General features: G+C 57.4%; 11 protein-coding genes and 2 pseudogenes. 2 read left to right on the forward strand and 11 right to left on the reverse strand.

Annotation, left to right across the window (positions count from 1 at the left end; genetic code table 11):
- Positions 1-11: 11 nt before the first annotated feature.
- The 9 genes from FLQ03_RS02275 to FLQ03_RS02315 form a co-directional block, all read right to left on the reverse strand.
- Positions 12-2876: a DEAD/DEAH box helicase gene (locus tag FLQ03_RS02275; RefSeq protein WP_144373976.1), complete on the reverse strand. Its 2865-nt coding sequence runs from the start codon at positions 2874-2876 to the stop codon at positions 12-14.
- Between the two features lie 146 nt (positions 2877-3022).
- Positions 3023-3931 carry a WYL domain-containing protein gene (locus FLQ03_RS02280; RefSeq protein ID WP_144373977.1) on the reverse strand — a complete coding sequence of 303 codons (909 nt, stop codon included), beginning with the start codon at positions 3929-3931 and terminating at the stop codon, positions 3023-3025.
- 261 nt (positions 3932-4192) lie between these two features.
- Complete coding sequence (locus FLQ03_RS02285) at positions 4193-4369, reverse strand: helix-turn-helix transcriptional regulator (RefSeq protein WP_144373978.1); 177 nt, start codon at positions 4367-4369, stop codon at positions 4193-4195.
- Between the two features lie 19 nt (positions 4370-4388).
- Positions 4389-5279, reverse strand: coding sequence for a GTPase family protein (locus FLQ03_RS02290; RefSeq protein WP_144373979.1), 891 nt, complete (start codon positions 5277-5279; stop codon positions 4389-4391).
- A gap of 83 nt (positions 5280-5362) precedes the next feature.
- Entirely contained in the window at positions 5363-6259 is an 897-nt protein-coding gene (locus FLQ03_RS02295) for a recombination directionality factor (protein ID WP_144373980.1), read from the reverse strand.
- Positions 6256-7239, reverse strand: coding sequence for a YqaJ viral recombinase family nuclease (locus FLQ03_RS02300; RefSeq protein WP_144373981.1), 984 nt, complete (start codon positions 7237-7239; stop codon positions 6256-6258). The genes FLQ03_RS02295 and FLQ03_RS02300 overlap by 4 nt, the downstream gene beginning before the upstream one ends.
- A 68-nt stretch (positions 7240-7307) precedes the next feature.
- A complete protein-coding gene (locus FLQ03_RS02305) occupies positions 7308-7652 on the reverse strand; it encodes a DUF3768 domain-containing protein (protein ID WP_144373982.1) in 345 nt (114 codons plus the stop codon).
- Positions 7653-7743: 91 nt separating this feature from the next.
- On the reverse strand, positions 7744-8694 hold the full coding sequence (locus FLQ03_RS02310; protein ID WP_144373983.1) for a DUF932 domain-containing protein: 951 nt from the start codon (positions 8692-8694) through the stop codon (positions 7744-7746).
- Positions 8695-8940: 246 nt separating this feature from the next.
- Complete coding sequence (locus tag FLQ03_RS02315) at positions 8941-9645, reverse strand: hypothetical protein (RefSeq protein ID WP_144373984.1); 705 nt, start codon at positions 9643-9645, stop codon at positions 8941-8943.
- A gap of 230 nt (positions 9646-9875) precedes the next feature.
- On the opposite strand from FLQ03_RS02315, the pseudogene FLQ03_RS02320 reads away from it, so the two are divergent.
- Together FLQ03_RS02320 and FLQ03_RS19065 are read left to right on the forward strand one after the other, a co-directional pair.
- Positions 9876-9983, forward strand: a pseudogene (locus FLQ03_RS02320) (IS3 family transposase); the annotation flags it as partial.
- A gap of 484 nt (positions 9984-10467) precedes the next feature.
- Positions 10468-10620, forward strand: a complete 153-nt coding sequence (locus tag FLQ03_RS19065) for a hypothetical protein (protein WP_170252283.1) — start codon at positions 10468-10470, stop codon at positions 10618-10620.
- Between the two features lie 345 nt (positions 10621-10965).
- On the opposite strand, the gene FLQ03_RS02325 is transcribed toward FLQ03_RS19065, so the two are convergent.
- The gene (locus FLQ03_RS02325; protein WP_144373985.1) at positions 10966-12234 is read right to left on the reverse strand and encodes a sensor domain-containing diguanylate cyclase; all 1269 of its coding nucleotides are present in this window, start codon (positions 12232-12234) and stop codon (positions 10966-10968) included.
- A gap of 153 nt (positions 12235-12387) precedes the next feature.
- Positions 12388-13320: pseudogene (locus tag FLQ03_RS02330) on the reverse strand (IS5 family transposase).
- Positions 13321-13436 lie beyond the last annotated feature (116 nt).

Raw genomic sequence — 13436 nt, forward strand, 5'->3', positions numbered from 1 at the left:
GTTTCCTTACTTCAGGCCATCAAGGCCGCAACAATGGTGAATTGGGCGCGGTCATCCAGCTGCAGGGTGTCGCGTATCCATTGCTGGTAGTTCTGGAACAGGTCGGCGGTGTCGTGTTCTTTTTGCTTGCGCCGCGCGGCATTCACCTGCTCGATACCGCTGCTGAAATCCAGCGCCAGCTGCTGCAGGTGTTTGTCTTGCAGGGTGCGCAGCTTGGCCAGCTCGCTATCGAGGCGCTGCTGGCAGTCGGCGTCGAATGCCTGTTTGATGGGGCGCAGATGGGCTTCTGCTGCGGCGATCACCTGGGGCAAGGCTTGCTGCAGGGTGCGGGTGTCGGGCGCCTGCCCATCGTTGGCCAGCTGCGCGTCAGCCAGCCCGGTGCGCTGCAGCACCTCGGGCAAGGGCAATACGCCGGCGACGTAACCACGTGCGTCTACCTGTACCGCCACCCACTCGGCCAGCATGGCCTGGCCGCGACGGTTGGGCACCTGCGCCAGTACCAGTACCAGCGATTCGCCAGCTTGCAGGCCTTTGGACACGCGCATGACCGGAGCAGACATGCGGCGGAACTGCGACATCAGCTTGTAATCCAGCCACTGCGATACCGGGTGCAGCGGCCACAGGTACTGCACTTGCGGCCAACTATTGGTGTCGCGCGCGTCGGCAATGGCGCGGTTGATGATGGCCTTGTCGGCGCTGAGGGCAAACTGGTTGTCTTGCGGGCGCATTTCGTCTGCCAGCTCGCGTTCCAGTAGCTGCGCCAGGTCGTGGCCCGGCTGGAAGCTGAGCGTGCGGCGGGCGTCGTCGTAGTCCAGCGACGGGAATTCCTTGGGCGCCTGGCTGGCCAGCAGACGCAGGGCGTCGCGCAGGTAGCGGTAGTGGTCGCTAAACAAGGTGGGCAGCTCGCTAGTGGCAGCAGCAGGCGTGGACGAGGTGGTAACCGCCGGTGCCGGGGCTTCGTCAACGGCGCTGGACCACAGCAATTCGAAGGGGTCGACGTTGTCTTGCGCCAGCAGCGCGGCAAACTCATCAGCCGTGCGCTTGCCCTCGATGGCAGCGGCCACTTCGGCCACTTCCAGCTCTTCGTCGTACAAGCCCATAAAAGCAGACGGGTCGCCAATGTTGCGGGCGGCCTGCTCGTCTTTGTCGATAAGGATTTCCAGGTAACGCAGATCACCACGAATGCGTTCGTTGTCCGGCAGCGTCAGCAGGTAGCCGATCATCGGCGTTTTGGTCTGGCCGTAGCGGTCTACCCGGCCGTTACGCTGCTGGAACACCATCAGCGACCACGAGATGTCGAAGTGAACCAAGCGGTGCGACTGGTAGTGCAGGTTCAAGCCTTCCGACGCCACATCAGACGCAATCAACAAGCGCAGGGGCGAATGGGTTTTGCCAAAGTTTTCGACTGTCTGCTGGATTTCCACGTCGGGCAGCTGGCCATGCAGAATGGCAACCGACGCTGCCGCCAGGCCCAGCGCCTTGGGCAGCTCGGTCTGCAGGAATTTAAGCGTTTCGATACGCTCGGTGAACAGCACCAGACGGTCGCTAGGGTCGCTACCGGTCCAGCGCCACTTGGCGCCTTGCTTCAGTTGCTGCACCAGATGCTGGAATTTGCTGAACTTGTCGGGCGTGATGGCGGCGACGAGTTGCTCCAGCTCGCGCAATGCGGGCAGGTCGTCGTGTGAGGGGTCTTTTTTCTCCACACGGCGCATGCGTTCGCGCAGGGTTTGCAAGCAGGCCGCCGGTGACGAAAACAGCGCCTTCTCCAGCGTGGTGCGAAACAGCATGGCGCCTTCACGCTGGGTGCCGCCATCACTGGCCAGACGCAGGCTTGCCAGTGCTTCGAAAGCTGCGTTCTCTGCCGGGCTGGCATGGGTTTCCAGCCGGTAGACTTCGCGCTCCGGGAAGTCTTGCTGCATCTGGTCGCGTACGTCTTTCTTGAAGCGACGTACAAACAGATGGCCAACATCGTCGCGGGTGTAATCAACACGCTCGCCCGCTGGCAACACCGTGGGGTCCAGCATGCGCATCAGGCTGGCGAAGCTTTCTTTTTTACCGTTGTGCGGCGTGGCGGTTAGCAGGATTAGTGCGTCCGAACGCTGGGCCAGCAACTCGGCCAGGCGGTTACTTTGCGTACGGTTGCCTTTGTACGAGACGTTGTGCGCTTCATCGATAATGATGAGATCCCACCATGCTTCTTGCAGATAGTGGCGGTATTCGCTATCGCGCTTGAGGGTATCGACCGAAATGATGGTGCGGTCGTAGTAGTTGAATGGGTTGTGATTGGTAGGGATATCGCGGCGAATGCGCTGAATACCTGCCGAGTCCAGCCGAGTAAGCGCAATGGTGAACCGGTTCCAGAATTCTTGCTGGAATTGACGCATCATGCTCTTGGTCGTCACCACCAGAATGCGCCGGGCTTTGCCACGACGCGCCAGCTCGGCGGTAAGAATGCCGGCTTCCAGCGTTTTACCCAAACCTACCGTATCGGCAATCAGCAAACGCGGGCGCAGCTGCTGCAGTACTTGCTGCGCAGGCTGCAACTGGAAGGGCATGGTATCCATCACGGCGTGCTGGCCCATCACCACTGCATCATTACGGATAGCGGCCTGACGCAGCCGCGCTTCTACATACAGCCGGGATGCAATGAAAGTAGGCGACGCATCAAATACCAGCTCGGTTTTGGCTGGGTCAATAATGGTCACCTGCTCCAGACCGGTAAGAAACAGTGCTGTGCGGTTCCTGACGGTTTCAGATACCCCAATACAGCTAAGCTGCCAGCCACCCAGGCTGCACATATCGGCTTTCTGAACGATCCACTCTTCGTCGCGAATCAAAACACGTGCGCCTGGCGCAGGGGCTTGTTTCAGTTGCATTCAGTTTCCCTTACTACTGCTGTTGTTGCGTGCTGTCTTGCAGACAACACGTGACGTTTCTTGTGATGCTGGCTATTACGCAGCCATTGACCTCAGGTTCCAACAGAACAGCGGCTAGGCATGCGATTTGGTGCCATTACCTACCATCAATACTCTGCAATACTGCCTTGCCCTGCCTGATAACCGGGTGCCAAGACCATGCTCTGCGCTCCGTGGATAGACTGATTGTTTTGCAACCACAGCCTGCATGCAGGGTCATCGATTGCGGCATTGACCGAACAATCCACATACCAGCGCCGCAGCAAATAACCCGCGTTGGCCGCACGTACATCCAGGGTCAGCATGCCGCCTTGCATGGCGTAATCCAGCGTGGCAATGGTGGGGTCGGGTAACTTGGGGTGCGGTACCAGCTGCAGGGTAATGCTGCGTTGCCATTGCTGGTCGTGCTCGGCGTGTTGCTGCGGCTCTGGCGCCTCATCCAGCACCTCTGCGGCCAACAGGCGGGTGAGCACCAAGTCGATAAAGCGCTGTCGCAGCTGGTCGTAAGCACGTACATGCCAGCGCAGGCCGCTATCTACCAGTGCATGCGGTGCAATCACCCTTTCCTGCTCGCCACTGCTAGCGGAGTGGTAACGCACTTTCAGCAAACGGTGCTGTCGTATGGCACGACTGACCGCTGCCAGAATGGGGAGTGACGGGCGGTTAAGCAGCGCGGGGTAGTCGCACGACACCAGCGCGCCACCTACGGTTTCTATGCTGTAGGGCTCGCCCTGCATCAGCGCAGCCATAACTTGCTCAAGACGGTGTTCAAACAGCGGCTGAAAACCAGGGGCGAGCAGATAGGCTTTGGTGGACGGGTCCAGCTCCAGGTTGGCCGCAGCCAGCTGGCGGTAGAGCGCAATGTCACGGGTAACCACAGCTGGCGCACAGTCAAAACGCGCCATCATGTCCGCGCGCCGTACTTCGCCCAAGAAGTACAGGCAGAACTCCAGATAACTCAGGCGCTGGCGCTGGTTGTGGGTAAGTTGACTCAGCAAGTCGGACGAAAGCGGCATGACAGATACGCGCGTGGATTCAATACAACAGCATTCTGCCATGCCACACTGGCAGTGTCATCTTTTTGATTACATCATGCCAAAGGTTTTGCTATGAGCAGCCGTTACTGCACATATGCATCAGGCTAGTCTAAGGCACCATTCACTCTTGTCACGTCAACTGCCGCAAGGAGAGTGGTACTTAAGTTTTATTCATATCAGTAGCAAAAAAAACACCACGCCCCACCCGCGTAGAAGCGGGTGGTTCATGGTGCTTTCGCATCACCGCTCTACCACCTTCATTCGCAGCCAACGTTCGATGTCCGATAGCAACCACCCCACTGCCCTTCGCCCCAGACGTATCTGCTTGGGGAAGTGGCCCTCAGCGATATACTTGTAGATGGCCAATCTGGCCAAACCGATCATGCCCATCACATCGTGGATTCTCAGGATCTTCATTGCCGTTCCTTCGCTTGGCTTACCACAGCCAGCCAAACACACGGCTGGCCAGGGTGGTGATGCGGCCTACCACGTAGTCGCAGGCTTCTTTGGCCACTTCCTTGACCGTTCCGACCACGACTGACCACAGCCCGTCTTGCGCTTCTTGTTTCGTCGCCGCGCTGACCCACTCCGCTTTCGCTTCACGGGCCATGGCCCACTTTTTTTGTGCGGGCAGGGCTAATACCAGTTTTTCTAGCAAGCCGGGTAGGCCGTAGTTCTCTTCAGCCGAGACGCTGCAGACACTTTTCGGGCGGAGGTTGAACTGCTGGCAGATCAGTGCTTCTTTGGCGCGGATGTTGGCCGCTTGCATGAAGCCTGGCGTCTGGAACTGCCAATTCCATTCGCGGCAGGGCTCGACTTTGTCGGCCTGGCTCAGCACAAACAGGATGGGGATGGGTTTGTCGGCCAACGCTGGCAGTACCACATCGCGATAGAAGGTTTCGTCTACGCTCAGTGCCCGGTCATCTGCTTTGATCAGCCACAGGATGCAGTCCAGCTTGGGCAGCCACTCCTGGTACAGTTGCTTGTAGTCCACATCTCGTTGCGTGCTTTCCCCTACTCCGGGCATGTCGATTAGCGATAGGCCACGATCGCCTTGGGCTACCAAGGAGATTTCGTTGGGGTGACGGGTGCAGGCTCCCACATCGCTAACCTCGGTAACGGTGGCACCAAACAGGCTGTTGCACAGCGACGATTTACCGGCACCGGTCTTGCCCATCACGCCTACCACGGCGTGGTAGTTCAGTACCTGGTTCACCACGCCCAGGATCTGCTGGCGCTGCTGGCTGGTGAGCTGCAGCTCTGCACGGTCGATAAGTTGCTTGAATTGCGCTAGGGCTTGGCCTGGCTGGAAGTCTGGTTGAGTCATGTTTTGTGTTCCTATAAATGCAAACAGCCACCCGAAGGTGGCTGTTGTTTGGCTTATTCACGATGCTGGCGACAGACCAGCGCTTATGCTGCTTTGCTGGCTTGCTTGCCCAGCCTGGCGGTGAGGCGCACAGGTTTGCTGTCTGGCTGTGTACTCCCTTCTGGCGGTGGGCTTTCTACCGGGTAGAACTCTTCCATCACCTGTGGCAGCTCTTCTTCCGTTTCTTCGAACAGCCCAGTACCCAATAGCTGCTGGGCGGTTTGTTCGAATTGCTCGATGTTGACCCCGGCTTCCATCGCGGCCTCTGCTTCGGCCCGGGCTTGTGAGATGGCGTCGACCAGCTCCACGCCTTCGCGTAGTGTCAGATCCACGTAGTAAACGGGGGTGCGATACGACTGCGTGGTGGATTTGGCGCGTAGGCGCAGCATCAGCGGCAGGTAGTGGGTGAGCCCACCACTGAGGGCTTCGAAGTAACGCAGCCTGGCGGCCAAAGTGCGCACCGAGTTGTAGCCAGTGGTGCGAAAGATGAAGGTACCGAGCGCATCCTGTTGCCCGTCTACCTGCACGTTCAGCCTGCCGTACAGTTTGCAGCCCACTTCTTTGGCGTATAGGCAGCGGTCTGGCCCGGTGCACTTCACGTCTTCGGGGCCTTCTTTGCGGTACAGCTTGGCGCTTTCGCCGTTGCCCACGCACAGCGGGCGGCCGGTGGCGCGGTCAAAGGCGCAGTATTCGGCACGCAGGTTCAGCTCGCTGCTGTTGAACAAGGTGCGTACCGGAATGGCGCGGATCTTGCCGTTATTGGCCTGGTCGGCCAACGGTTGGTGAAGCGGGTGCAGCAGCCAGCCGTCGCGGTTTTGTACCTGGGTGGTAAGGGTAAAGCTGTCGTCTTTCTCCGGCAGCCACTTGTCGTTCTTTTGAACCAGCTTGCCAATGCTGATGCGCCCGATCACGGGCGGGGTGATGGCGAGGCCTTTGATCATGCTGCGCTCCTTGCGGTGTGAATGAGAAAGCGCCGGCTCCCTTCGACGGTTTTGCTGTATTGCGGCAGTAGGTCGGGGTAATCGGCGCTGAGTTTGTCCAGGTCGAGGCTGGTGCGGTCTTTGGTTTTCTTCCAGCTGACTTTGCCGTCGGCAAACACGGCGGCACTGGCGGTGCCAAGGATGTTTTGTAGCTGCTGGCGGGTTTGCGCTTCCAGCAGGCTGAGGTCGTCTTGTTTGGCACGCAGCGCGAGCAAGGTGCCAAACAGGCTGTTGGCTTCCATCGATTCCGACAGGTCCAGGGTGATGCCTTGGTCCCGGGGGAACATCCAGCTCAGCGCCCTGCCCGCGTCATCCGAGCCATCGGGCGATGGCTGCTGGTCTTGGGTGACTTGCTGCCAGAAGCCGTCTTCGCGTTCGCACAGGTCCAGGATCTTGTCGTCGTCGCGCTCAATGCGATAAATGCGGAAGTCCTGACCACCGATCAGTACGGCCACGTCAGCCCAATCCAGCCCGGTCACAGCCAACTGGTGCAGTACCTGGCACTGGTAAGCGATGGGGATGCCCTCTTCCCACTGCGGCGCACTGTGATAGCTGGCGGTCTTGATTTCCAGGATGCCGTTACCGTCGCGCCCGCAACGTACTTCGCGGTCCAGGTTGGCCAACATGTGTTGGTGCTGTGGGCTTTGCAGTACCGCATTTACCCGCCGTACCTTGCGCCCGGTTTGCTCGGCGTACACGGTGGCGAGTACCGGCTCCAGCATGGTGCCCCAGAACACCGGGGCCTTATCGGACAGATCCTCTGCCGGTTTGCGGCCGGTTTTTTCGAGCCAGAGTGACAGCGCACTCTTATAAGGAGACAGCCCAACGGCAGCTGCCGCATCGGACGAACCAATACCCAGCTGGCGCAGCTGTAGCCATTGTTCACGCGGCAGATTCAGGGTGGATGCCAGGCGCTTAGCCTGGCCGTAGCGTTCACGCATAGAAACCTCCAAAAGCATAAAGCCCGGGCTGGCAGTGCCAGTCCGGGCTATCGGTTTGAGTAAGGGGTTTAGTACTCTGCGGCCAACATCACCGTCATCACGCGGTGGGTCAGTACAGGGTTGGCCGCATCTGCAGCGTGCTGCTGCAGCGTGGGGTCGTAGTAATCGATCTTGCAGAACACCTTCACACCATCGACCTCGACCGCGACAAAGTCGTGTTCGCCATAGGGGTCGTTGTCAGGGGTGAAATCGTTGAAGTGGCGGATAGCGAGCAACAAGGCGGCTTGCTGCTCATCGGGTAGGGATTGAAAGCCGGCAGTGAGCAGCACCTGACCACCGACAAACTGAGTACGCAGGGCGTCGTTCAGTTGCTGGATACGCAGGGTTTTAGGGAAATGAGCCAGAGCAGTCATAAAGAACTCCTTGGCCACAGCAGCACCCGCAGTGGCGAGCACTGCAGGGCAGATAACGAGAGAAAGGGATTGCGTTAAGCGCAGACGCGATTCAATCCAATAAAATCAATGACTTATGCATTGCACGTTGTTTCAGCGTAGCCCCCTGGCCAAACCAGGCCGAGTCCAAACGGTAGTCGCTGCTACGTGCCCGACGATGATGATCCACGTATTCGGTCACGGCATTCACCAGCCCCCAGGCTGTGCCACGGGTACCGGTTAGCATCGAGCCCATTCCTGCCCCACTATATAAAGTATGGAGCTGCTGCATCGCTTTGGAAGGTGTGGCGTCTTCTACCGGCATTGGCTCATCCAGCACATCGGCAAAGTACTGCCGCGCTTCTTCGGGCGAGATGGGCCGTTGACTCAGCGCTTTGATATTACGCATGAACACATCCCAATCACTCAGCCCCAGGCCTAGGGCATCCTTCACCGCCAAAGGGTCGAACACCGTCGAGTGCGGTACCTTTACCGCGCCCGTGTTATCCCCCACAGCAATCTGCAGCGTGTTATTGCATACCACTCGGACAGACGTGAATTGCGCCGTGGTGCACAGCGTGCCGTCGCAACTGGTCGCCAGTAACAGGTAGGCTTTCACACGGTCACCACTACGGACCAAGGTTTCCTGGCCAGTCTTGGCCAACGCCCACAGCTTCTTGCCCCCCTTCAATACGCCAGCGGTTTCCAGCTCAAAGCCCCCGGCATGCACCAGGTCGTTATAGAAGTGCAGGACTTCATGCGGTTGAACCACTTTGTAACGCGGGGAAACGACAGACAACGGTGCCAAGGTATCGGAGCGATATAGCACCTTCGCATCGCGGTGCATGCGGATATGCATGCCGTCCTGCGAGACATTGAACAGCACATCGCTTTGCTCGATGGTCCAGTTCATACCTGCTTCGTGCAGCCAGACATCAATCGGCTGTTGTTCGGTGAGCTGGTTACCCAGACCATGCCAAGGGGTAGCACCGACGTAAGCCATGGTTTCGACAAGGTGAGACATATCACAGACTCCATAGAAAAACCCCAGGCTAGGCTGGGGTTAGAGGGGCGAATCCAGGGCATCATCACCCTGCTGACATGGAGGTGATATGTGGGTGAAAAAATTTAGGATCGAGGTCGGAGCGATAAGCTTGACCTCCAAGCGGCCGAAGTAATCACCTAAGCTAGATGTATTCATCGGTAGCTTCGTGGTGCTTACTCGCAATCAGAAAGCGGCAACGAAAGCAACGGCGACTCAAAGCAGAAGTCAGACAAAACGGCGTTCAAGTGATGGGATGTCGAGTTGGATGTTCTTTTGCAGGAAGGAGACCTCCCGATCCATGTCCGGATCAAGGGTTTCTTGCAGCTGGGCAGACACATTTTCGGTGGCATATCCCTTGATCCAGAAGCGGCGCTTATCAATGCTGAACTTATAACCCGTGTTGTTTTCAAAGCGGTCAGGCATGGCGGTACCTGCTCTCTTCAGCGCGGTCAGAGTCACAATCAGGTGAGCGAGGTAAGGCATGTCCGCAGCGACATCGTCATGGAACGATGGCCAGTACTCTTCATCCCCATAGCCATCGGCAGTTTCGGCGTTGCTGGCACGCCAGCCTTTATTGGCACTCGTCTCGTCGCGGGAGTCATACGGATGGGTGTGGAACGTGCCAACAAGTTCAATATTCGGCCAAAATTTGGAGATAAAATCACGCTTCTCTCGGGCAGCTTCTTTGTTTAGAGCTACCTGGTCTTGGTAACGAATAGCAGAAGTCTCGACGGTTGCCATGGTAGCAACAATGCGTGGCGGTTGACCACATCGTGCTGGTTGTACATAGCCCCAAAGCAAACCAATGGTTTCTAGCCGATTTTCCCCTTTGACTTCGGACGGGTTGCGATGCTCGAAGTCATAGGCCTCGATAGCCGAGGTTAGCAGCTGCGGAATAACATGGTCTTCAATGATGATGCGAATCGTCATGTGGTGTTTCCTTGGATGTTTTGCTGGGGTTATTTGGCTTGTCTGATCACCGCTGTCAGTGCTAGCTGATTAATTTGGAGGGGTAGACGCGCCAGCATCCTTTCTCCGCTACCCCGGTACAGTTTTGTGAAGGAAAACTAATTTTTGCAAAATGCTAATTGCCTTGCCTAATGAACTTCAAACTCTCGCATGCTTCTGGGCGAACTTGATGATGTAGCCGACGTCGCTTGGCCAAGTCAGATGTATTCGATTACATCGAAGTTTTTTACAATCGAACCCGCCGCCACAGTCACCTGGGCGGCATCAGTCCCGAGGTCTTTGAGCGGGCCTCGGCGTGAGGTGGGAGTTTGTCTACTGCACCCGGGACAGTCCACGTCTGCCATCAAGTCCATCCGCCGCAGAACTTCGCTGGCAACTCTATCTACCCGACGCTGCTGTTCAGCGAGATTTTGTTTTTTAGCCCAGTTCAGAGAGACCGCGATGGGTGCCGCAATCGCTAGGACTCCTACAACTATGCCGACCCCAATAACGATCCGCTTGTACAAGGACTCTCCTCTCAGATCCCGTTTTTGGACGTAACCAAGGTTTTTATAACACAGAACCAGTCGAAACTGGCTACCGTCAAACCCAAGAAAAAACTGACCAGATCGCCCTCACCCACCGCGCAGCTGTGACTGCTGCGGCCAAGGTGTACCAGTCGGCGTTTGATGCAGTCATCCAAGCCCAGGACTGGCCACTCAACCGGTACATGCTGCGCTTTGATGTGACCGCCGAGGAAGGCACTGTCGCGCGCGTCAAGTGTCAGTGGGCCGCAACACTTAAGTGATGCCGATTGACCGTTTCCACTGCGCGATTGAAGACAGCTTGACGGTGGATGTGCAGACGCTGACTCAACTGGCTTCCACCTGCACAGCCCGCCTGGGCCGCATGACCGCGCTCGACGTGGTGGCTGCGCCGCAGCAGGGGAGCTTGTAATTGCGATGAAAAGTGAAGCACGCCAAGGTTCCACCCAGCCGGGCTTGCTTGCGCTTTGGCTTACGTACACTTCAGTCAGTGAGGCGATAGCACTCTCACTGTGGCACCTCGATGCCGCTACTGGTAGGGGGCGTCCATTCCATTAACAAAGCCTCAACGAACACATCTGTTTCCACGCCATGGACCAACGCACGGGCCTGCGTCACGTCGCCTTTTTGCCACCTTCGCGACGATTGGCCTGTTGGCAAGAGCACTCATGCCTGCACCGCCAGAAACTGGGGCCATGACTGGTAGGCGTCTGTCACACTAACGGCTGGTTTCGTTCGCTTTTCAACGAATGCGTACCTACGCCGTTGAAACCATCACTTGATTCCGGCCCCCATGCTTAGCGGCGTAGAGGACCTGGTCCACTCTCTCAATCAGCTGGGCCAGCGTTTCCCCCCGCTGCAACTCTCCTACGCCCATGGACAGGGTCACCTGACCTACGCGGTCATGTTCGACGCGCATCAAGCCTGAGCGGCAACGTTCGGCCAGCGGCAAAGCCTGTGGCAGTTCACAACCACTGAAAATCAACAAGAACTCCTCCCCGCCCCAACGGATCACGCTGTCGTTTGCGCGCAGCGTAGCGGTCAGGCTCCGCGCTACCGCTTTGAGCACGGCATCACCACAGCTGTGCCCCCAGGTGTCGTTCACCTGTTTGAAGTGGTCGATGTCAGCAATCGCAATCGACATGGGCAAACCGCTTCCCTTGGCCTGCATGTATGCCTTTTCCAGCGCCAGCTCACCTGCGGCGCGCGTCAGAGCACCCGTGAGCCCATCAAACCGGACCATCGCGCGAAATTGCTGCTCCTCCAGTACCCGGGTAGTGTGGTCGCGAAAAATGCTCACGTAGTGCGTAATCTCGCCCGCCTCGTTCATCAGCGGGGTTATGGCCTCGTCGCAGTGGATCGTTCGCTGATCCTTCGTGCAGTTGATGAACGTCCCTCGGAACGTATTGCCATTCTTCAGCGTGGCCCACATGCGCTGGTAGAACGCGGTGTCTTGCTCGCCCGACTTGAGCATGCTGGGGTTTCGCCCCAGTACCTCCGTCAGTTTGTAGCCCGTAATCTTCTCGAAACCCTTGTTGGCGAATTCAATCACGCCCTCGCTGTCAGTGATGAGAACGCCATCGTCGGTCGCGTTGAGCACGTGCGCAAACAACTGCATTGACTTCTGGCTGGCCATGAGGCTGCTGACGTCTTGCTGAACCGAAATGAAATGAGTGACCGCACCAGCTAAATTGCGAACAGGCGAGATATTCCACTCGACGGTGTAGGGGCGGCCATCTTTGCGGTAGTTGATGGTCGATCCGTGGAAGTAGACGCCTTCGCGAAGACATTCGCGCAATCGTTCGATGACATCGGGATTCGTCGCCGGACCCTGAAGCATGCGAGGATTTCGTCCCAGCAGATCGCCTGCGCTGTAGCCCGTCATCCTGCAGAAAGCTGCATTGACATAGACGATGCGGTGACCACCTTCGCCCGAGTTTGCATCCGTCATTAATACGGCGTTGAACGACTGATCCAACGCCATTTCTAGCATGGCGGGATCAATGTTATGGGTAATGTTAGTCATGGCGGTCTCAACAACCAAGTGCAACAGAGTTAATGTTTAACGGCTTGCCGTGATTCAATCACGGCATCCAAATGCTCCGCAAATACTTCGATCGGCATCGGCTTTGTTGCACAAATCAGCAGCAGGACGAACTACCCCAATCCCCAGACGGACTTATCCCATGCGGACCGTTTGCGGCGTGCCCAGTGCTGTGAAGCGATTTAGAATCGCTGCACAAATTTGAAGCTCCGCCACCTGCCGGTCAAAGTCCCGTGACTTAACCCGGTCTGCCAGCAATTTGAAACAGTGCATCTTCGTTTCGACCAGGCTACGCCGATGGTAGCCACTCCACTTTTTCCAGAGCGTGCGCCCCAGATATTTCACCGAGCGTAGTGACTCATTGCGAGCCTGATTGCCCAGTGAACTCCCTTTCCAGAATTGGCCATTTCGACGTGGCGGAATGATGGCTGCTGCTCCACGCTCCGCAATCGCTGCGTGACATAGGCGTGTGTCGTACGCCCCATCCGTGGTCACTGTCACCAGTCCCTCTGTCGCCGGAATTTGCGATAGCAGCTCTGGCAGCATCGTGGCATCTCCTGTGCGATTGTCGGTCACTTCCATTGCCCGGATTTCCAGCGTTTGCGCATCAATTCCCAGATGCAGTTTGCGCCATTGGCGGCGGTAGTCAGCACCATGCTTTTTAACCTTCCACTCGCCTTCACCCATCATCTTGATGCCGGTGCTATCCACTAGCAGATGCAAGCAACCTTGTTTTTTCTGCACCGGAATGCACACTTACAGGTCCTTCTGGCGGCGGGAGAGTGTACTGAAGTCGGGGACTGCCCAGTCAAGCCCAGCCAGGCGCAACATGCTTTCGACCATACCTGTGGCTTGCCGTAGCGCCAGACCAAAAAGGCATTTGATGGTGAGACAGAACTGGATGGCAGCATCGGAGAAAGTGGGCTGCCGTCCCCGTTTGCCGGTAGCCGGTGCCAACCAGTTCATGCCTTTGTCGAGCCAGAGAAGGAGCTGCCCTCGTTGCTTGAGGGACTGGTTGTAGGACTGCCAGTTGATGGTTTGGTACTTGGGAGGAAGGGGCTTGCTCATGCGGTCATTTTACCGGACGGACGCAAGCCCTGATTTGTGCAACCGACGTTCACCCCATCTTGAGTAGCACGTAACTTTAGCGTCCAATCCACCATGACAAGGAGTTGGACATGAAG

Source organism: Vogesella urethralis, assembly GCF_007644045.2.
Taxonomy (GTDB): domain Bacteria; phylum Pseudomonadota; class Gammaproteobacteria; order Burkholderiales; family Chromobacteriaceae; genus Vogesella; species Vogesella urethralis.